This window comes from Pseudomonas fluorescens (assembly GCF_001623525.1).
Taxonomy (GTDB): domain Bacteria; phylum Pseudomonadota; class Gammaproteobacteria; order Pseudomonadales; family Pseudomonadaceae; genus Aquipseudomonas; species Aquipseudomonas fluorescens_Q.
In genome coordinates this window covers 6200831-6220304 of the sequence record NZ_CP015225.1, presented here as the reverse complement: position 1 = coordinate 6220304, position 19474 = coordinate 6200831, and the positions used below count along the sequence as shown (strand labels likewise).

The window sequence follows — 19474 nt, the reverse complement described above, 5'->3', positions numbered from 1 at the left end:
TGAGCCATCCCGAATCGACCCGCCCATGACCGCCCCCCGCACACCCAAACCAGCCCGTCAGAAGCCCAAGTCCACCCCAGAGGCTAAAACCGTAGCGCCGCGTGAGAAGGCCAGCCTGCATCCGCGCAACCGCCACCAGGGCCGCTATGACTTCCCAGCGTTGATCAAGAGCACGCCGGAACTGGCGAAGTTCGTGATCATCAACCCCTACGGCAAGGAAAGCATCGACTTTGCCAGCCCCGAAGCCGTACGGGTGTTCAACCGGGCGCTGCTCAAAGCTTTCTATGGCATCGCCCACTGGGATATCCCGGCCGATTACCTGTGCCCGCCGGTGCCAGGTCGGGCGGACTATGTGCACTTCCTCGCCGATTTGCTCGCCAGCCACAACGCCGGTGAAATCCCCCGCGGGGCAGCAGTCAAGGTGCTGGACATTGGCACCGGCGCCAACTGCGTCTATCCGTTGATCGGCTACAGCGACTACCGCTGGCACTTCCTCGGTTCGGAGATCGACCCGACGGCCATCGCCTCGGCCAAGGCCATCGTCCAGTCCAATGGCTTGAACAAAGCCATCCAGTTGCGCCAGCAAGCCAACCGCAAGCAGATTCTCCTGGGCCTGCTGGAAGACACCGAACGGTTCGACCTGACGATGTGCAACCCGCCGTTCCATGCGTCCCTGGAGGAAGCCACCAAGGGCAGCCAGCGCAAGTGGCGGGCACTGGGCAAGGCCGATCCGAAGCGCAAGCTGCCGGTGCTGAATTTCGGCGGGCAGGCTGCGGAGCTGTGGTGCGAGGGTGGGGAAGCCCGGTTCGTGACGCAACTGATCGGCGAAAGCGCGCAGTTGGCCGGGCAAGTGCTGTGGTTCAGCACCCTGGTCTCAAAAGCATCGAACCTGCCGGCGATTCAAACCGCTCTGAAAAAGGCCGGGGCGCTGCACAGCCAGGTGGTGGAGATGTCCCAGGGCCAGAAGCAGAGTCGCTTCGTCGCCTGGACCTTCCAGACCGAGGCCCAGCAACAGGCCTGGCGCCAGGCGCGCTGGGTCCGTAAGGACTGAATCGCGATAGCGCCACGCCTGTGGCGAGGGAGCTTGCTCCCGCTGGGCCGCGAAGCGGCCCTAAAACCCGGCGACGCGGTGGATCAGGTTGATTGAGTGAGCTTGAGAGGGGGGGCTGCTGCGCAGCCCAGCGGGAGCAAGCTCCCTCGCCACAAAAGCTCAAAAGCTCAAAAGCTCAAAAGCATCCCGGTCGACCAACCGATTTGCTCGTGAAACTGACACTGATTCGAGACACTCCCTTAACCCACGCCGCGCCCAATCCCCCGTGGCGAGGGAGCTTGCTCCCGCTGGGGCGCGAAGCGGCCCTAAAACCCGGCGACGCAGTGGATCAGGTTGATTGAGTGAGTTTGAGAGGGGGCTGCTGCGCAGCCCAGCGGGAGCAAGCTCCCTCGCCACAGGCCACTTTCTTCGAGGCAACAAAAAACCGTGCCCGGATCGCTCCGAGGCACGGTTTTTTTTACTGCGGTCTTACTTGTTGACCGCGTCGGTCAGGCCTTTGGCCACAACCAGCTTGATCACTTTCTTGGCAGCGATTTCGATGGCAGCGCCAGTCGAAGGGTTGCGGCCGGTACGGGCAGGACGCTCGGTGACTTTCAGCTTGCCAACACCTGGCAGAGTGATTTCGCCGCCATTTTCCAGCTGATCGGCAACGACTTGGCCCAGTTGGTCCAGCAGCGAACGCACGGTAGCTTTTGGTGCGTCTACAGATTCAGCCAAATCAGCGATCAGTTGGTCTTTAGTAAGAGCCATGTAGTGTTCCTTCCCTATCAAATTCATATGGATTGCAGAGTGCAGTGTCAGCCATCGAGCCCGATCTCTCTTGATCAGGCACCCTCGGCAATCACCACGACGGATCGGGGTAATAGATGCCGAAAACCGGGATTGGTTCGACCTGACAGATGCTGAATGCACGCTTAACGCAGTGACTTCGCGTAAGACCGGGCAAAACTAGCACAACGCCTCTGAAATATCCGCCTCTAGCTACCCATTTGGTCAGCTTTCTTGCGCTAAAACGTTAAAAAAATGCATATAGGATGTCGGACGGGTCTGAAAGGGCCTTTGCCGGGTTCCAAAACCAGTGATTGCGGTACACTGGACCCTTTTTCGGGGAGCGCGCCCTCCTCTCTTTCAACAGCCGAGAAATCCATGCCGATCCGTCATTGCATCGTCCACCTGATCGACAAAAAACCCGACGGCACCCCTGCTGTGCTCCATGCCCGCGACTCCGAACTGGCAGAGTCCACGGCCATCGAGAACATGCTCGCCGACCTCAACGAGAGCTATAACGCCAAGCAAGGCAAGGCCTGGGGGTTTTTCCATGCCGAGTCCGGGGCGCATCCGTTCAGCGGCTGGCTGAAGGAGTACCTGGACGGCGGCAAGGACTTCACCGCCTTCAGTCGCGTGGCGGTGGAACACCTGCAAAAACTGATGGAAGAGTCCAACCTGTCGGTAGGCGGCCACGTGCTGTTCGCGCATTACCAACAAGGCATGACCGACTACCTGGCCATCGCCCTGCTGCACCACAGCGAAGGTGTGGCGGTGACCGATGAGCTGGACGTGACCCCGTCCCGCCATCTGGACCTGGGCCAGTTGCACCTGGCGGCACGGATCAATGTGTCGGAATGGCAGAACAACAAGCAATCGAAGCAATACATCTCGTTCATCAAGGGCAAGAACGGCAAGAAGGTCTCGGAATATTTCCGTGATTTCATCGGCTGCCAGGAAGGTGTCGACGGCCCCGGTGAGACCCGCACCCTGCTCAAGGCCTTCAGTGACTTCGTCGAAAGTGAAGACCTGCCGGAAGACGATGCCCGGGAAAAGACCAAGACCCTGGTCGACTACGCCAGCAGCCAGGCCAAGCTCGGCGAGCCGATGGGCCTGGAAGAACTGTCCGAGCTGATCGACGAAGATCGACCGAAAGCCTTCTACGATCACATCCGCAACAAGGACTACGGGTTGTCGCCGGAAATCCCGGCGGATAAACGCACCCTCAACCAGTTCCGCCGCTTCACTGGTCGCGCCGAGGGCTTGTCCATCAGCTTCGAAGCGCACTTGCTGGGCTCCAAGATCGAGTACGACGAAGAGGCTGGCACGCTGATCATCAAGGGCCTGCCCACGTCGCTGACCGACCAGCTCAAGCGGCGTAATTGATGCTCGGTAGGGTGCTGAAGAAATTCCTGCTGATTCTGCTGGTGGTGGTGGCCTACCAGAACTGGGGCAAGATCGAGCGGGTATTCAACCCGTCACAGATGGTTTCCGAGCAGATTCGCAGCAACGCCCGCGTCGTGCTGTATGCCACCGACTGGTGCGGCTACTGCAAGGCCACCCGGCGGTTCCTGGATGAGAAAGGCGTGCCGTTTCGCGAGTTCGATATCGAGAAAGATGCCGAAGCGCGCAAGGCCTACGAGGCGTTGGGAGGCCGGGGGATTCCGATCCTCGATGTGAATGGCACGTTGATGCGTGGGTATGAGCCGGAGCATATTCTCAAGGCGTTATCTGCCATCTAGTCATCGCCGCAAATCCCCTGTGGGAGCGAGCTTGCTCGCGATAGCGGTGGGTCAGCTTGCATCAATGCTGGATGTGTCGCCGCCATCGCGAGCAAGCTCGCTCCCACAGGTCATTCGTTGCTCAGCGCGCCTCGATCCGAAACCCGAACCGCGGAAAGTGCACATGCACCACCCCGCCACGCTCATCTTCGCGACGCAGGATCAATTCTTCGCGGCCAGCAAACAGTAACTCCCCAACCACCGGATCAACGCCATAGTCCGTCGCGGCTATGCTTACCTGCTGCCCTGCGGTGAACCCGTTCGGCTCTTCGAACGACTCATCCGGCAGCGCTTGCGGCGTCGCGTTGCGGGCAACGTCCAAGGCTTCTTCGGCACTCATCTGGCTCGAGGCACCATGGCCGAAACCCAACACCCGCGCCAACCAGGCCGAGACAGCCGGATAGGCATCCACCAGCGACGAGGTGACCGGAGTACCCTTGAGGAACCACAGTGGATGGGCCATGGCGAAGTCGGCAATCGACGGATCACCCAACAGGAAATCGCCCTCCTCGCGCTGCAACTGTTGCTCGAGACGCGCCATGATCGTCGGCCATTGGTGCTTGGCCTGCTCGGCGGCCAAGCGTGTCGTCGTGCCGCCACTGAACAGCCCGGCGCGGTCGCTGATGAACGCCTTGATCGCTTCGGGCGATAGCTTGGCGAACCGCACCGCCACCGATTCCGGCTGGAACACCAGGCTCACCGCATGCTGGAACACCACCGAATCGGCCCACGCAGCAAAGGATGCGGCAAGCATTTCCCGGCCTTCGGGGAACAGCGCCGGCGAGGCTTTTTCCTGCTCCAGGCGGCGGGCCATCAGCGACGTATCGCAATAGATATCCGCGCCGACCTGCAACACCGGCGTCTTGCGGTAGCCACCCGTCAGCGCCGTCAGGTCAGGCTTGGGCATCATCGGCGGGATGCTCACCGAACGCCAGGACAGCCCCTTGAAGCCCAGCAGCAGCCGGGCCTTTTCCGCGAAAGGAGACGTAGGGTAATGATGAAGGATCAGCTCTGACATGAGATTAGCCACTGCAGGAATGAAGTCCTACAGCTTAGCGCGCCTGATCGGGACAGCCTACCGGCCTGATAAAGGCCTATCAGCCCGGCTGATCGAGCGACAGCGCACTGGCCACCAGGCATTCCTTGGCGCTTTTCTTGAGTTTTTTGATCAGCCGCTCCTGGCGCAGGGCCTCGCCCTTGTCGCGACAGGCCTCGGTGTACACCAAAGCCACTGCCGGGCTGGAAAGGAAGAAACGTGCACCCTTGCCACTTTGATGCTTGGCGAAACGCCGCACCGGGTCATCGCTGATGCCGCAGTACAGCGAACCGTTGGCCGCCCGCACCAGGTAGACGAACCAGGGTTTGTCCGGTTCGGCGGGGCCTTGTGCTGGCAGATCGGGAGAGGGGGTGGCGATCGTCACTAGATGTTCAACAGGTTGGCAAAGACAAGCCGCGATCTTATCAGCGACTGGCCTGGAACGCCCGCAGCCCCTTGAGCGCCTGGGCCCTGACAGCGTTACGTACCAGTGGTGTCCAGCCCAGCAACAGGCCCTTGGCACCCAATGCCTGGCGAGACCAGCGCCACAGATCGAAGCTGTCGTGGTGCTCGCAGATCTTGCCGTCGCGAAAAACGAAGCGTGCCTGAATATCATTGATCACCACGTTGCCGGTCTGGCTGAACAAGTACGTCGCCACCCAATGAGCACCACCGGTACGCTCATCACTGCGCACGTTATCGAAGGTCAGGGAAAAGTCCTTGGCCCGGGTCGTCAGCATGCGCCACATGTCGCCGGCATCGCGCCCGCGCAGCTCACCGAACGCCGGATCGCTGAACAGCACGTCGTCGGTGTAGCAAGCGCTCATGGCTTCGGCGTCCAGGCGTTGGAAGGCCTGGTAAAAACGGCTGATCAAGGCGTTGTGGGCATCACTCATGGACAGGCTCCGAAAAACGTTTCAGTAGGCCAGCACGATAATCTGCCGCCGCCGGGAAGACTATCGTCATTCGCCATGAAAATGATATCAACGAAGATCAGTGACCCTTTCGCTGCTGACCCCGACGTACAACGCCCGGCCTGCGCCGATGCCGGCGATGATCGCCCCCAGGCCAACCAGGCCGAAGATCCAGCCCAGGGCGTTCCAGCCGCCGGTCAAGTCGTGGACCACACCCACCGCGAACGGCCCCAGCGACGCCAGCGTATAACCGAAACCCTGGGCCATGCCGGAAAGGTTGGCGGCCACGTGGGCGTCCCGCGAACGCAGCACGATCAGTGTGAGCGCCAGGCTGAATGATCCGCCCTGTCCCAAGCCCAGCAGGATCGCCCAGCCCCACAAGCCATCGAGCGGAGCGTAGAGGCTACCGAACAACCCGCCCAGGACCATGAGCATGACGATCACGATGGCCAGGCGCTGGTCCTTGCCACGTGTTGCCAACCAGGGCGCCGCGAGGGAACTGATCAACTGCACGATGACCGAACCGGATAGCACGAGCCCGGCCTGGGTCGGCGTCAGGCCACGCCCAATCAGGATCGACGGCAGCCAGCCAAAGACGATGTAGGCCAGGGACGATTGCAGCCCCATGTACAACGTCACTTGCCAGGCCAGGGGATCACGCAGCAAGCCGCGGACTCGATAAGCCACTTGGTGGGCACCGTGTTTCTCGCCCACTTGCGGTAACCAGAACACCGAGGCCAGCAGCGCCGGGACCACCCAGAAACCCAGGCCCAAGGCCCAGCTGTGGCCAAGCTGCTCGCTCAGCGGCACGGTCGCCCCGGCCGCCATCGCCGCGCCCAGGCACAAAGCCATGGTGTAGACGCCGGTCATGGTGCCGGCCTGCTTGGCGAAGTCGCGCTTGACGATGCCCGGCAACAGCACGCCGATCACCCCGATACTCGCGCCGGCCAGGATGCTGCCGACAAACAGCCCGACCTGGCCGAAGGCGCTGCGCAAGACAATCCCGCCCGCCAGCGTCAACAAGATCCCCAGCACCACGCGCTCGGCACCGAAGCGCCGCGCCAGCACCGGCGCCAGCGGCGCGAACAGGCCCAGGCAAAGCACAGGCAATGTGGTCAGCAAACCGGCCTGGGCAGCCGACAGGTCGAGGCTTCTTGACACTTCGCTGAGCAACGGCGCCATGCTCGACAATGCCGGACGCAGGTTCAGCGCCACCAGGATCAGCCCGAGCAGCAACAGCCAGGGCCGGCGCACCAACGGAGGGCGCTGCTGGGCCTGCTCATCGTCGGCCTCGGCATCAATCAACAGTTCTTCGAGTTCGGCGGCGCGTTTGGGCGTCGTCGAAGTGGCAGGGTCAAGCAGGTCGCGGGACATGGAAAGCTCGGGTTCGGGGTTCGGGGCTCAGGGTTTCAAGCGCTCAGGGTTCATTGATCAACTGGCGACACAGGGACTTGGCCCGTTGCGGGTCCTGTTGCTCGACGGCGTCCAGGATTTCGACGTGCAGGTCGAAGACATGCTGATGACGCGGGGCGATGTTGAGGCTCTGGCGCAACTGTGCGCCGATGACGCTGGAGAAGTAGCGATAGAGTTCACTGAGCGCAGGGTTGTGCGCGGCATCTACCAAGAGGCGGTGGAACACCAGGTCGCAGGCGATGTACTGCTCCAGGTCGCCGTGATAATGCTCGCCGCTGTCTTGCAGCGCCCGGCGCAAGGCAAGTAGATCCTCATCGGTGCGCCGCAGCGCCGCCAGGCCAATGGCCTCCACCTCCAGGATATGCCGGGTTTCCCGGGCCTGTTCCAGCGAACAACGGGATAGCACCTTGAGCGTATCCAGCGGATCAACCACCGCCCGCACGTAGCTGCCATCGCCCTGGCGGATCTCGATCAACCCGGAAAACGCCAGCACACGCATGGCTTCACGCACGGTGTTGCGGCTGATACCCAGCTCCGCCACCAACTCCGGCTCGGTGGGCAAGCGCTGGCCGACGCCCCACACACCATCGCTGATACGCCGACGCAATTGTTCCAAGGCCTGGTCGACGAGGGAGCGTTTCATCAGTGGAGAAATAGCTGACATAGAATTCGCCCTTTCATCCAATCATAGGATGAATTTTCTGACATGTTAGTCAGCTTCGCGTAGGACGGCAACCGCCTAGGGTCAACGGGAGGTAAAGAAACGAGATTTTCGATTAGTCAAAATTACCCTTTGAGGGTAATTTTAAGGACAAGGCACGCCGTTCCATGGAAAAGAACACACCCCACTACGCCCTGGCGGCGATACAGGCAGATGTCAGGCGGCTTAAAGGGAAAGCGTTCACCAGCACTGCGAAGAACACTGCTCGGACGCTCGGTTTAAACGTCTCGGACATGCAGCAGGTCATCCATGGGCTGGAGCGAAAACAGTTCTACAAATCGATGACCACCTATGACGATCATCGAGTCTGGCATGACGTCTACCACGCCAATTCACACGGTCTGCAGATTTACCTGAAGGTGACGTACCGCCCCAGCGGAGGCCCACCGGTAATTTCCTTCAAGGAGAAAAACTCATGAAACACCAGCAATGCTTCAGCTGTGGTGCCCCGGAGGGCATGTTGCATTTCGAAGGTCGCGGCGAAACCATGAGCGTCAAGGGACTGGAACGCCGGGTCGATGACTTGTCTGGCTGGGAATGTCAGATGTGCGGCGAAGTCGAGCTCGATTCAAGCTGCTCGGATCGCTACGACCACGCAGGTGATGAGCTGGTCAACGCGGCCAGGCGAATGATCGGCGAAGAGATCAAACGTGTCCGGCGCAAACTGCATCTATCGCAAAAGGAAGCGGTACTGCTGCTATCGGGCGGTGGACACAATGCGTTTTCCCGCTACGAGCGCGGCGAGGTAGTGCCACCCAAGGCGTTGATCTTGCTGATGCGCCTGCTTGATCGCTATCCGCATTTGCTTGCCGATGTCCATGCCTTCGCTGAAGACGCAGACTTGCGGCAATTCAAGACGACGGTGCACAAGGAACACGAGACCCTCACGGCTTGCTGAGCGGCCTATTAAAAACAAACCCGGACAAGTCCGGGTTTGTTTCACTGCCTAAGGCCGGATCAATGCAGGATCTGGCTCAGGAACAGCTTGGTGCGGTCGTTCTGCGGGTTGTCGAAGAAGTCGTTCGGCGCGGCCTGTTCGACGATTTCACCCTTGTCCATGAAGATCACGCGGTTGGCCACGGTGCGGGCAAAGCCCATTTCGTGGGTCACGCAGAGCATGGTCATGCCGTCTTCGGCCAAGCCGATCATGGTGTCGAGTACTTCCTTCACCATTTCCGGGTCGAGAGCCGAGGTCGGCTCGTCGAACAGCATGATTTTCGGCTTCATGCACAGGGCACGGGCGATAGCCACACGTTGCTGCTGACCACCGGAGAGCTGGCCCGGGTACTTGTGCGCCTGCTCTGGAATGCGTACGCGCTCCAGGTAATGCATGGCGATTTCCTCGGCCTTGCGCTTGGGCATCTTGCGTACCCACATCGGCGCCAGGGTGCAGTTCTGCAGGATGGTCAGGTGCGGGAACAGGTTGAAGTGCTGGAACACCATGCCGACTTCACGGCGGATCGCTTCGATCTGTTTGAGGTCGTTGGTCAGTTCCACGCCATCGACCACGATGCGACCCTGCTGGTGCTCTTCCAGGCGGTTGAGGCAGCGGATGGTGGTGGACTTGCCGGAGCCCGACGGGCCGCACAGCACGATACGCTCGCCCTGCTTGACGTTCAGGTTGATGTCTTTCAACACATGGAACTGGCCGTACCACTTATTGACGCCCTGCATCTGAATAATGCCTTCAGGGCTCACAGGCTGTTTGATCGCTTCACTCATAAACTACGCTCCTAACGCTTGTGGCCAGTGTCCAGCTTGCGTTCCAAATGCATGGAATAGCGGGACATACCAAAACAGAAAATCCAGAACACCAGGGCGGCGAACACATAGCCTTCAGTGGCCATGCCCAGCCATTTCGGGTCGGCGGCAGCTTGTTTCACGCTGTTGAGCAGGTCGAACAGGCCGATGATGATCACCAGGCTCGTATCCTTGAACAACGCAATGAAGGTGTTGACGATACCCGGGATCACCAGCTTCAGGGCTTGCGGCAGAATCACCAGGCCCATGCTGCGCCAGTAACCCAGGCCCATCGCCGCGGCCGCCTCGTATTGACCCTTGGGAATGGCTTGCAGGCCACCACGTACCACTTCGGCAATGTAGGCCGACTGGAACAGAATCACCCCGATCAGCGCCCGCAGCAGCTTGTCGAAGTTCATGCCTTCAGGCAGGAACAGCGGCAGCATCACCGAGGACATGAACAACACCGTGATCAACGGCACGCCGCGCCAGAACTCGATGAAGGTCACGCAGACCACGCGAATCGCCGGCATGTTCGAACGTCGCCCCAGCGCCAGGACGATGCCCAGTGGCAAGGCGCCGACAATACCGACGGTCGCGATCACCAGGGTCAGCATCAGGCCACCCCATTGGCTGGTCGCCACGGCGTCCAGGCCGAACACGCCGCCGTGCAGCAGGCACCAGGCGCTGATCGGATACAGCACCAGGAAACTCAGGCCGTAGATTGCCTTGCGCGGGAAGCGCGAGATGAACAACGGCGCCACACCGATCACTGCCAGCCACACGGTCAGGTCGACGCGCCAGCGCAGGTCTGCCGGGTAGTAGCCGTACATGAACTGCCCGAAGCGCTGCTGGATGAAGACCCAGCAGGCGCCTTCCTTGGTGCAGTCGGCACGGGTGGTACCGACCCAGTTGGCATCGAGGATCGCCCATTGCACCAGGGGCGGCACGATCAGGTAGATCAGGTAGAACGCGAACAGGGTCAGCAGCGTGTTGATCCAGCTGGAGAACATGTTGGCGCGCATCCACGCCACCACGCCGATGCTGCTGCCCGGCGGGGGCATGTCTGGTTTGAAAGTATGAGTCGTCATGCGCGTTTCCTCACCGCTCGATCAGCGCAATGCGCTTGTTGTACCAGTTCATCAGCAACGAAATGCTGATACTGATCGCCAGGTACACACTCATGGTGATCGCAATCACCTCGATGGCCTGGCCCGTCTGGTTCAACACTGTGCCGGCAAACAGCGAAACCATTTCCGGGTAGCCGATACCGGCCGCCAGGGAGGAGTTTTTCGCCAGGTTCAGGTATTGGCTGGTCAACGGCGGAATGATCACACGCAGGGCCTGCGGGATGATCACTTTGCGCAGGGTCGGACCGTTGCGCAGTCCCAGGGAACGGGCGGCTTCAGTCTGACCGTGGCTGACCGACTTGATGCCCGAGCGCACGATCTCGGCGATGAACGCCGCGGTGTACACGGTCAAGGCCAGGGTCAAGGCCAGCAGTTCCGGGATCAGCACCCAGCCACCGACGAAGTTGAAGCCCTTGAGCTCCGGCATTTCCCAATGCACCGGCGCACCAAAAAGCAGCGCGCTCAACGCAGGGATCACCAGGAACAACGCCAGGCCGACCCAGAACTTATGAAACGGCTCGCCTGTCGCTTCGAAACGCTTGTTGGCCCAGCGCGTCATCAGCACGATGGCGACGATCGCCAGCACTACGCTGATCACGAATGGCCAGAACCCTTCGGCCACCAGCGCGGCAGGCATGTTCAGACCCCGGCTGCTGACAAAGAAGGTGTCGCCGAAGTTATGGGCGGCCCGCGGTCCTGGCATGCTCAGGAATACCGCGAAGTACCAGAACAGGATTTGCAGCAGTGGCGGGATATTACGGAAAACCTCGACATAAACGGTTGCCAGCTTGGAAATGATCCAGTTCTGCGACAGCCGTGCCACGCCGATGATGAACCCCAGGATGGTTGCCAGGATCACGCCGATGAACGTGACCAGCAGCGTGTTGAGCAACCCGATGAGAAAGACCCGGGCATAGCTGTCCGCTTCGGTGTAGTCGATCAGGTGTTGGGCGATGCCGAAACCGGCACTGCGCTCCAGGAAGCCGAAACCGGAGGTGATGCCTCGGTGCTGAAGATTGGTTTGTGTGTTATCGAACAGAAACCAGCCCAGCGCGATAACCGCCACGACAGTGACGACTTGAAATACCCACGCACGCACTCGTGGATCGCTGAGGCTGAGCCTCTGCTTAGGTGCGCCGATTGAATTTTGCATGAAGTGCCCCGCAAAGAATGGAACAGAACATCACCCGGTGGTTGGCCCACCGGGTGATAGAACCATCAGCGCACTGGTGGTGCGTATTGAATGCCGCCAGCGTTCCACAGAGCGTTCAAGCCGCGATCGATTTCCAGCGGAGTGCCCTTGCCGAGGTTGCGCTCGAACATTTCACCGTAGTTGCCGACCTGCTTGACGATCTGCACAACCCAGTCTTTCGGCAGTTTCAGGTCTTTGCCGTATTCACCGTCAGCGCCCAGCATACGAGCGACGTCAGGGTTCTTGGTGGACTTGGCTTCGGCCTCGACGTTCTTCGAGGTCACACCCGCTTCTTCAGCGTTGAGCAAGGCGTAGCCAGTCCAACGGACAATGGCCAGCCACTCGTCGTCGCCGTTACGCACGACTGGGCCCAGGGGCTCCTTGGAAATGGTTTCCGGCAGAACCACGTAGTCCTTTGGCGAAGCCAGCTTGCTGCGCTGGGCGAACAGCTGGGATTTGTCCGAGGTCAGCACGTCGCAACGACCGGATTCCAGCGACTTGGCGCTTTCATCGGAGGTGTCGAAAGTGATCGGGGTGTACTTCAGGCCGTTGGCGCGGAAGTAGTCGGAAACGTTCAGCTCGGTGGTGGTACCGGCCTGGATGCAGATGGTTGCACCGTCCAGTTCCTTGGCGCTCTTGACGCCCAGCTTGTTGTTCGCCAGGAAGCCGATGCCGTCGTAGTAGGTGATGAAGCCTGGGAATTTCAAGCCCATGCCCGCGTCACGGGAGCTGGTCATGGTGGAGTTGCGCGAGAGCATGTCGATTTCGCCCGATTGCAGCGCGGTGAAGCGCTCCTTGGCGTTCAACTGGCTGAATTTGACCTTGGTCGCATCGCCAAATACAGCAGCGGCCACGGCACGGCAGAAGTCAGCGTCGATACCGACGATCTTGCCGGTCGAATCAGGCACCGAGAAACCCGGCAGGCCATCACTCACACCACATTGCACAAAACCTTTTTTCTGCACGGCATCCAGAGTTGCACCCGCCTGAGCGAACCCGCTGACACCAAGGACCGCTGCTGCAGTCATGACGGCCAGGGTGGATTTCAGTAACTTCATTCAAACCTCCAGTTTTGCTCTTGTTGTGTCGGAGCTCGAGTCCTGTCGCACCCTTTTGGGGCATTGCCGACCCTTGTTGGCTTTTTTTAGGGTCAACCGACGTCTGGACCTTCGCTATGAGTCTAATAATGAGGATGTCCGTAAACAGCGGTCATGCCCATCTCTCACCAATCGGCCGAACGGGCTGTAGCCCTTCACGTTCGCGAAGCCCGTAGCGGCTGCTGGCGAACATTCATCACCGGATTTCTGATATCCCATGCGTAGCGGTGAACTGATAGTGTTACCGCACAGCGTAAGAATCATCACTCAGGTACACCCATAGCAAAGCCCGTACCAGACCGCTGCGCTTAGCCCTTGTAAAACACGTCAAGACAAAAACTTTCAACTTTGCGACATCTAATTAACTGAGACACCGGACACGCACTGTAATCACGCACTGATTGGGCGCGCCCGCACAGATTTGGAGCACAACCATGACCGACCCCCTGATTCTCGAGCCCAGCAGCACTGCCGACGCGTGCGTTATCTGGCTTCACGGCCTGGGCGCCGATCGTTTTGATTTCCTGCCAGTCGCCGAAATGTTGCAGCAAAGTTTGCTTACCACACGTTTCGTTCTGCCCCAGGCACCGACCCAACCAGTAACGATCAACGGCGGCTATGAAATGCCCAGTTGGTACGACATCCGCGCCTTGAGCCCCGCCCGGGCCATTGACGAACAGCAGCTCGAAGCTTCGGCACAACGGGTCATCGACCTGATCGAAACCCAGCGAGCCAGCGGAATAGACGCCTCGCGGATTTTCCTGGCGGGTTTCTCCCAAGGCGGCGCGGTGGTCTATCACACGGCATTCGTGAAATGGCAGGGCCCGCTGGGCGGCGTGGTCGCGCTGTCTACTTATGCCCCGACTTTCAGCGATGAGCTGCAATTGTCGGCCAGCCAGCAACGCATTCCGGTCCTGGCGCTGCACGGGCAATACGACGAAGTGGTACTCAACCCCATGGGACGGACCGCGAAAGAGTATTTAAAGCAGCATGGTGTCACCGTGACATGGCAAGAATACCCAATGGGCCACGAAGTGTTACCCGAGGAGATTCGCGACATCGGTACCTGGCTGGCCGAGCGGTTGCGCTAAGAGCGCCGATCGCCACGCCGGTCCTTTGACGATCACACTACGCCGCGCCCGTTTCTTGCATTACACTGGCCGGCGTACATTCCTTAACCAATCGATGAGATGACCGTGCTCAAAGCACTCAAGAAGATGTTCGGTAAAAGCGAGGCCGAGCAACTCGCGCCTGGCTCCACTGCGCCGACCCACGGCCCGAGCCGCACCGATGCGCAACAACCGCACCGCACCGCACCTGTTGCAGGCGTGACAAAAGAGCCGATGACACCGCCAACCGCACAGCCTGTCACCGCCCCGGCAGCGGAAAAACCACGCAACGAAGCCCCCAAGCCACGCCGCGAACGCGCACCGAAACCGCCGGTCGTCGCCTGGAAGCTCGAGGACTTCGTCGTAGAACCCCAGGAAGGCAAGACCCGCTTCCACGATTTCAAGCTCGCCCCGGAACTGATGCATGCCATCCAAGACCTGGGTTTCCCCTATTGCACGCCGATCCAGGCGCAAGTGCTCGGTTACACCCTCGCCGGCAAAGACGCCATCGGTCGCGCCCAGACCGGCACCGGCAAGACGGCCGCGTTCCTGATTTCCATCATCACCCAGCTGCTCCAGACCCCACCGCCCAAGGAACGCTACATGGGCGAACCGCGGGCACTGATCATCGCGCCGACCCGCGAGCTGGTAGTGCAGATCGCCAAGGACGCCGCCGACCTGACCAAGTACACCGGCCTGAACGTCATGACGTTCGTGGGCGGCATGGATTTCGACAAGCAGCTCAAGCACCTCGAAGCCCGTCACTGCGACATCCTGGTCGCCACACCGGGCCGCCTGCTGGACTTCAACCAGCGCGGCGACGTGCACCTGGACATGGTCGAAGTGATGGTGCTGGACGAAGCCGACCGCATGCTCGACATGGGCTTCATCCCGCAAGTGCGCCAGATCATTCGCCAGACGCCACCGAAAAGCGAACGCCAGACCCTGCTGTTCTCCGCCACCTTCACCGAGGACGTGATGAACCTGGCCAAGCAGTGGACCACCGACCCGGCCATCGTCGAGATCGAAGCCGAGAACGTCGCCAGCGAAAACGTCGAACAACATATCTACGCAGTCGCCGGTGCCGACAAGTACAAGCTGCTCTACAACCTGGTCAACGACAACGGTTGGGAGCGCGTGATGGTGTTCGCCAACCGCAAGGACGAAGTGCGGCGCATCGAAGAACGCCTGGTGCGCGATGGTGTCAACGCCGCCCAGCTCTCGGGCGACGTGCCCCAGCACAAGCGCATCAAGACCCTCGAAGGCTTCCGCGAAGGCAAGATCCGCGTATTGGTCGCCACTGACGTGGCCGGTCGCGGCATCCACATCGACGGCATCAGCCACGTGATCAACTTCACCCTGCCGGAAGTGCCGGACGACTACGTGCACCGCATCGGCCGTACCGGTCGTGCCGGGGCCGCCGGGGTTTCGATCAGCTTCGCTGGCGAAGATGACTCCTACCAGTTGCCGTCGATCGAAGCGTTGCTGGGCCGCAAGATCAGTTGCGAAATGCCCCCGACCCACCTGTTACGTCCGGTCGAGCGCAAGCGCCCTTAGCATCGAGACGGACGCAGAGCGTAGGAACGAACAGCGCAGCCAAGACAGGCTGCGCTTTTTTTTGCCTCGGGATATTGCTCGATTAAACTAAAAGTCCATAATGGACAAATTAGTTTACGTGAGCATCCGGAGCCCCCATGTCCAGCACGCCCTATGTGATGACCCAAGCCCAGGCACGAGAACTGCTCGGGCAAATCGACGTGCCGCACATCCTGCGCAAGCTGTTCCGCGATCTTGCCGCCGGACAGGCGGTGCAGCCATCCCAGCAACTGGTGGTGTTTCCCCAGGGCGCCGGGGACTTCATCAACTACCTGGGGGTGCTGGCTGAAGACCAAGTCTACGGGATCAAGACCTCGCCCTACATCGTGCGCGAGCAAGGCCCGCTGGTGACTGCCTGGACCTTGTTGATGTCGATGCAGACCGGCCAGCCGCTGCTGCTGTGCGATGCCGCCGAGTTGACCACCGCTCGCACCGCTGCCACCACGGCTGTTGCCGTCGATGCCCTCGCCCCACACAACGCCCGGCGCCTGGTGGTCATTGGCAGCGGCCCCGTGGCGCGGGCACACGTGCAATACGTCAAGGGCCTGCGGGACTGGCAAGCGATCAGCCTCTATTCGCCAGGCCTGAAGACCAAATCGGCACAAGAACTTGCCTCCATCACCGACCTGGACCCTCGCCTGCACATCGCCGACAGCCTTGAAGCGGCGCTGCACGACGCCGACGTGGTGATGCTCTGCACCTCGTCCGCCAAAGCGGTACTCGACCCGCAGACCCTGGGCAAACCGGCGCTGATCACCTCGATCAGTACCAACGCTCCGCAGGCCCATGAAGTCCCCCCCTCAAAGCCTCAACGACATGGACGTGTTCTGCGACTATCGTCAGACCACCCCAGGCTCGGCCGGTGAAATGCTGATCGCCGGTGAACAGCATGGCTGGCAGGCGTCGAGGATCATCGGCGATTTGCCTGAATTGCTCAGCGAACAGGTGGCGCGTCCCGACTACCAACGCCACGTGTTCTTCCGCTCCATCGGTCTGGGGCTGGAGGATGTTGCACTGGCGAATGCCCTTTACCGATTGCACCACCACTGACACAACTCGATTCCCACAGGTTCCGCGAACGCCCGGCAATGTGCTCCACAGGAGAGCTTCATGACCTCAGCAGACTTCATCATCATCGGCGGCGGCATTGCCGGTGCATCCACCGGTTACTGGCTCGCTCCCCACGGCCGTGTAATTGTGCTCGAACGCGAATCCCATCCGGCCTATCACTCCACCGGACGCTCGGCGGCGCTGTATACCGCCGCCTACGGCCCCCCCTCAGGTGCGAGCGCTGACCCAGGCCAGCCGAGATTTTTTCGACGCCCCGCCGGCCGGTTTCTGCGAACACCCCTTGCTGACCCCACGGGGCGAAATGACGGTGGATTTCACCGGTGACCCGGCCGAGTTGAACAACCAGTACCTCAGTGCCAAGGCCACGGTGCCGCAGATGCAACTGCTCAGCGCCGACGAGGCCTGTGCAAGGCTGCCGATCCTGCGACGGGACAAGGTCCACGGAGCGATCTACGACCCCACGGCCTGCGACATCGACACCGATGCGCTGCACCAGGGCTACTTGCGCGGTATTCGTCGCAATGGCGGTGAAGTGCACACCGACAGCGAAGTGCAGCAATTGAGCCGCGATGATCAGGGGCTGTGGCAGGTGAAAACCGCCAACCAGACGTTCACAGCCCCGGTCCTGATCAATGCCGCCGGCGCATGGGCCGATCACGTTGCCGAGATGTCCGGCGCCCGGAAGCTTGGGTTGCAACCCAAGCGGCGTGCAGCATTCATTTTTGCCGGGCCCGAGGGCGTGGACATCCATGACTGGCCGATGCTGGTGAGCCTGGACGAATCCTTCTATATGAAGCCCGACGCCGGCATGTTCCTCGGCTCGCCGGCCAACGCCGACCCGGTGGAACCTCACGATGTACAGCCCGAAGAGCTGGACATCGCCATGGGCATCTACCAGATCGAAGAAGCCACCACCCTGACCATCCGCCGCCCGACCCGCACCTGGGCCGGCTTGCGCAGTTTCGTACACGATGGGGACCTGCTGTCCGGCTTCGATCCACAGGTGCCCGGACTGTACTGGGTCGCGGCCCAGGGTGGCTACGGCATCCAGACGTCGCCGGCCATGGGCCAGGCCAGCGCGGCACTGGTGCGTGGCGAACCGCTGCCCGAGACCCTGGCCCGTTTCGGCCTGAGCATCGCCATGCTGTCACCCGAACGACTGGGCTGAGCCACCTTGAGGTGACGCATCGCCGCGATTGCGGCACACTCCCCCGCGCCCCTGTTCCACGGGGCGCTGACGCTGCCTGGAGCCCTGTCATGACTGCCTCGCCACCCGATCCGGCGCTGGAAAACTTCCGCACTATCGCCGACGCTATCGCCACGCTGTTCTACCCCCACGCCGAAGTGGTGCTGCACGACCTGCGCACCCAAAAAGTCGATTACATCGCCAATAACCTGTCCAAGCGTGAAATTGGCGATGACTCGTCCCTGGAAGACATGCTCAGTGAGGACGTCAGCGAACGTAATATCGGGCCCTACGAGAAGCTGAACTGGGATGGACAGAAGATTCGCAGCCTCAGCAGCGTACTGCGTAACGCCGACGGACATCCGCTGGCGGTGCTGTGCATCAACCTGAATATTTCGCTGTTCGAGAACGCCAAGGCTGCGCTGGATCTGTTCCTGTCGCCAAGCAAGTTGATCCCCCAGCCGGACTCACTGTTTCGCGATGACTGGCAGGAGCGGATCAACACCTTCCTGCATGCCTGGATGCGCGAGCGTCAATTGAGCCTGAACCTGCTGACTCGCGACCACAAACGCGAGCTGGTGCTGGCGCTGCATGCCGAAGGCGCGTTCAAGGGCAAGAGCGCGTCCAACTATGTGGCCAATGTGCTGAATATGGGGCGGGCGACGGTGTACAAGCATTTGAAGGAGTTGAAGGGCTGAGACCTTGGGTTGCCTTTGCTGACGCCTTCGCAAGCAAGCCCGCTCCCACAAGGGATTTACGCTGAACTCAAGATCTATGTTCGACGAAGATCCAATGTGGGAGCGGGCTTGCTCGCGAAGGCGATGTATCAGTCGCCGTAGATGTCTGACTTGAAATACTTGCCCTGGATCTTCTGATACTCCCCATTGGCGCGAATCCCATCGATGGCCTTGTTCAAATCCGCCACCAGTTGGGTATTGCCCTTGCGCACCGCGATACCGGCGCCTTCGCCGACGTATTTCGGGTCCTTGAGCTCGGGGCCGACAAAGGCGTAGCCCTTGCCACGGGGCATCGACAGGAAGTCTTCCAGGGGGATGGTGTCCGCAAAAATCGCGTCGAGGCGACCGGACGCCAGGTCCATGTAGATTTCTTCGTTGTTGCTATAGCGCTTGACGCTCACACCCTTGGGCTCGAGGACTTCAGTGGCGTAGCGGTCAGTGGTGGTGGCCCGCTGCACACCGACGGTCTTGCCCTTGAGGTTGACGTACTGGTCATCGACCACCGCCCCTTCCTTCATGACCAGGCGCGACGAGGTGAAGTAGTACTTGTGGGTGAAATCCACCGACTTCTTGCGCTCTTCGGTGATGGTCATGGACGACAGCGCCAGGTCGATCTTCTTCACCTTGAGCGCCGGAATCAGCCCGTCGAACTCACCTTCGATCCACTCGCACTTGACCTGCATCTGCGCGCACAGGGCATTGCCGATGTCGTAGTCGAACCCCACGATCTTCCCTTCCGAGGTCTTGGAAGCAAAAGGCGGGTACGCCGCCTCGATGCCGATGCGCAAGGTTTTCTCAGCGGCGAACAGGCTGCTGGAGGCCAACAGGCTCAAGGCCAGGCCGGTGATGAGGGGGGAGCTTCTTCATGATCGATCTCTCGCGGGTTGTTGTTGGTTTGGCAGAGAAAGGTGGGGCGATGACTTTTATGTACTTAT

The 19474-nt window shown here is 60.6% G+C and carries 19 protein-coding genes and 2 pseudogenes; 10 read left to right on the top strand and 11 right to left on the bottom strand.

Translation table 11 applies throughout. From position 1 onward, the window contains the following. Positions 1-25 precede the first annotated feature (25 nt). A complete protein-coding gene (gene rlmF / locus TK06_RS27030) occupies positions 26-1051 on the top strand; it encodes a 23S rRNA (adenine(1618)-N(6))-methyltransferase RlmF (protein WP_063324526.1) in 1026 nt (341 codons plus the stop codon). 468 nt (positions 1052-1519) lie between these two features. Here the strand turns inward: rlmF and TK06_RS27025 are convergent, their stop codons facing one another. After that, entirely contained in the window at positions 1520-1801 is a 282-nt protein-coding gene (locus TK06_RS27025) for an HU family DNA-binding protein (RefSeq protein WP_003205289.1), read from the bottom strand. A gap of 396 nt (positions 1802-2197) precedes the next feature. Here TK06_RS27025 and yejK point away from each other — a divergent pair, with 396 nt between their 5' ends. Next, entirely contained in the window at positions 2198-3202 is a 1005-nt protein-coding gene (gene yejK, locus TK06_RS27020; protein WP_014340016.1) for a nucleoid-associated protein YejK, read from the top strand. Then, complete coding sequence (locus tag TK06_RS27015; RefSeq protein ID WP_063324525.1) at positions 3202-3558, top strand: glutaredoxin family protein; 357 nt, start codon at positions 3202-3204, stop codon at positions 3556-3558. Before yejK ends, TK06_RS27015 begins: the two co-directional genes overlap by 1 nt. Before the next feature lie 121 nt (positions 3559-3679). Here TK06_RS27015 and TK06_RS27010 read toward each other — a convergent pair whose 3' ends face one another. The 5 genes from TK06_RS27010 to TK06_RS26990 form a co-directional block, all read right to left on the bottom strand. Further along, a complete protein-coding gene (locus TK06_RS27010) occupies positions 3680-4615 on the bottom strand; it encodes a glutathione S-transferase family protein (RefSeq protein ID WP_063324524.1) in 936 nt (311 codons plus the stop codon). 79 nt (positions 4616-4694) lie between these two features. Next, entirely contained in the window at positions 4695-5018 is a 324-nt protein-coding gene (locus TK06_RS27005) for a GIY-YIG nuclease family protein (protein ID WP_063324523.1), read from the bottom strand. Positions 5019-5058: 40 nt separating this feature from the next. Next, on the bottom strand, positions 5059-5529 hold the full coding sequence (locus tag TK06_RS27000; RefSeq protein ID WP_063324522.1) for a nuclear transport factor 2 family protein: 471 nt from the start codon (positions 5527-5529) through the stop codon (positions 5059-5061). A gap of 87 nt (positions 5530-5616) precedes the next feature. Then, positions 5617-6921 carry a CynX/NimT family MFS transporter gene (locus tag TK06_RS26995; RefSeq protein ID WP_063324521.1) on the bottom strand — a complete coding sequence of 435 codons (1305 nt, stop codon included), beginning with the start codon at positions 6919-6921 and terminating at the stop codon, positions 5617-5619. Positions 6922-6964: 43 nt separating this feature from the next. Then, positions 6965-7624: a FadR/GntR family transcriptional regulator gene (locus TK06_RS26990; protein ID WP_063324520.1), complete on the bottom strand. Its 660-nt coding sequence runs from the start codon at positions 7622-7624 to the stop codon at positions 6965-6967. A gap of 164 nt (positions 7625-7788) precedes the next feature. On the opposite strand from TK06_RS26990, the gene TK06_RS26985 reads away from it, so the two are divergent. Further along, positions 7789-8100: a type II toxin-antitoxin system MqsR family toxin gene (locus tag TK06_RS26985; protein WP_053213349.1), complete on the top strand. Its 312-nt coding sequence runs from the start codon at positions 7789-7791 to the stop codon at positions 8098-8100. Beyond that, entirely contained in the window at positions 8097-8579 is a 483-nt protein-coding gene (locus TK06_RS26980; RefSeq protein ID WP_003178333.1) for a type II toxin-antitoxin system MqsA family antitoxin, read from the top strand. The genes TK06_RS26985 and TK06_RS26980 overlap by 4 nt, the downstream gene beginning before the upstream one ends. A gap of 59 nt (positions 8580-8638) precedes the next feature. Here the strand turns inward: TK06_RS26980 and TK06_RS26975 are convergent, their stop codons facing one another. The 4 genes from TK06_RS26975 to TK06_RS26960 form a co-directional block, all read right to left on the bottom strand. After that, positions 8639-9403: an amino acid ABC transporter ATP-binding protein gene (locus tag TK06_RS26975; protein WP_003178331.1), complete on the bottom strand. Its 765-nt coding sequence runs from the start codon at positions 9401-9403 to the stop codon at positions 8639-8641. An 11-nt stretch (positions 9404-9414) separates the two neighbouring features. Then, entirely contained in the window at positions 9415-10512 is a 1098-nt protein-coding gene (locus TK06_RS26970; protein ID WP_063324519.1) for an amino acid ABC transporter permease, read from the bottom strand. Between the two features lie 10 nt (positions 10513-10522). Next, entirely contained in the window at positions 10523-11704 is a 1182-nt protein-coding gene (locus TK06_RS26965; protein ID WP_063324518.1) for an amino acid ABC transporter permease, read from the bottom strand. Between the two features lie 65 nt (positions 11705-11769). Then, positions 11770-12801, bottom strand: coding sequence for an amino acid ABC transporter substrate-binding protein (locus tag TK06_RS26960; protein ID WP_003205302.1), 1032 nt, complete (start codon positions 12799-12801; stop codon positions 11770-11772). Between the two features lie 473 nt (positions 12802-13274). Here TK06_RS26960 and TK06_RS26955 point away from each other — a divergent pair, with 473 nt between their 5' ends. The 5 genes and pseudogenes from TK06_RS26955 (at position 13275) to TK06_RS26935 (ending at position 18500) form a co-directional block, all read left to right on the top strand. Then, entirely contained in the window at positions 13275-13931 is a 657-nt protein-coding gene (locus TK06_RS26955; RefSeq protein ID WP_063324517.1) for an alpha/beta hydrolase, read from the top strand. A 99-nt stretch (positions 13932-14030) separates the two neighbouring features. Continuing rightward, positions 14031-15506: an ATP-dependent RNA helicase RhlB gene (gene rhlB / locus TK06_RS26950; RefSeq protein WP_063324516.1), complete on the top strand. Its 1476-nt coding sequence runs from the start codon at positions 14031-14033 to the stop codon at positions 15504-15506. Between the two features lie 137 nt (positions 15507-15643). After that, positions 15644-16595: pseudogene (locus tag TK06_RS26945) on the top strand (ornithine cyclodeaminase family protein). 60 nt (positions 16596-16655) lie between these two features. After that, positions 16656-17784: pseudogene (locus TK06_RS26940) on the top strand (NAD(P)/FAD-dependent oxidoreductase). Positions 17785-17873: 89 nt separating this feature from the next. Further along, on the top strand, positions 17874-18500 hold the full coding sequence (locus tag TK06_RS26935; protein WP_063324515.1) for a helix-turn-helix transcriptional regulator: 627 nt from the start codon (positions 17874-17876) through the stop codon (positions 18498-18500). Between the two features lie 128 nt (positions 18501-18628). On the opposite strand, the gene TK06_RS26930 is transcribed toward TK06_RS26935, so the two are convergent. Then, a complete protein-coding gene (locus TK06_RS26930) occupies positions 18629-19378 on the bottom strand; it encodes an ABC transporter substrate-binding protein (RefSeq protein WP_238992642.1) in 750 nt (249 codons plus the stop codon). Between the last annotated feature and the right edge of the window lie 96 nt (positions 19379-19474).

Coding starts and splice junctions, on each gene's coding strand:
- rhlB (WP_063324516.1), top strand. CDS start 14,031: ATGACCGTGCTCAAAGCACTCAAGAAGATGTTCGGTAAAAGCGAGGCC.
- TK06_RS26980 (WP_003178333.1), top strand. CDS start 8,097: ATGAAACACCAGCAATGCTTCAGCTGTGGTGCCCCGGAGGGCATGTTG.
- TK06_RS26985 (WP_053213349.1), top strand. CDS start 7,789: ATGGAAAAGAACACACCCCACTACGCCCTGGCGGCGATACAGGCAGAT.
- TK06_RS27000 (WP_063324522.1), bottom strand. CDS start 5,529: ATGAGTGATGCCCACAACGCCTTGATCAGCCGTTTTTACCAGGCCTTC.
- TK06_RS26975 (WP_003178331.1), bottom strand. CDS start 9,403: ATGAGTGAAGCGATCAAACAGCCTGTGAGCCCTGAAGGCATTATTCAG.
- rlmF (WP_063324526.1), top strand. CDS start 26: ATGACCGCCCCCCGCACACCCAAACCAGCCCGTCAGAAGCCCAAGTCC.
- yejK (WP_014340016.1), top strand. CDS start 2,198: ATGCCGATCCGTCATTGCATCGTCCACCTGATCGACAAAAAACCCGAC.
- TK06_RS26960 (WP_003205302.1), bottom strand. CDS start 12,801: ATGAAGTTACTGAAATCCACCCTGGCCGTCATGACTGCAGCAGCGGTC.
- TK06_RS26965 (WP_063324518.1), bottom strand. CDS start 11,704: ATGCAAAATTCAATCGGCGCACCTAAGCAGAGGCTCAGCCTCAGCGAT.
- TK06_RS27010 (WP_063324524.1), bottom strand. CDS start 4,615: ATGTCAGAGCTGATCCTTCATCATTACCCTACGTCTCCTTTCGCGGAA.
- TK06_RS26955 (WP_063324517.1), top strand. CDS start 13,275: ATGACCGACCCCCTGATTCTCGAGCCCAGCAGCACTGCCGACGCGTGC.
- TK06_RS26995 (WP_063324521.1), bottom strand. CDS start 6,921: ATGTCCCGCGACCTGCTTGACCCTGCCACTTCGACGACGCCCAAACGC.
- TK06_RS27015 (WP_063324525.1), top strand. CDS start 3,202: ATGCTCGGTAGGGTGCTGAAGAAATTCCTGCTGATTCTGCTGGTGGTG.
- TK06_RS26970 (WP_063324519.1), bottom strand. CDS start 10,512: ATGACGACTCATACTTTCAAACCAGACATGCCCCCGCCGGGCAGCAGC.
- TK06_RS27025 (WP_003205289.1), bottom strand. CDS start 1,801: ATGGCTCTTACTAAAGACCAACTGATCGCTGATTTGGCTGAATCTGTA.
- TK06_RS26935 (WP_063324515.1), top strand. CDS start 17,874: ATGACTGCCTCGCCACCCGATCCGGCGCTGGAAAACTTCCGCACTATC.
- TK06_RS26990 (WP_063324520.1), bottom strand. CDS start 7,624: ATGTCAGCTATTTCTCCACTGATGAAACGCTCCCTCGTCGACCAGGCC.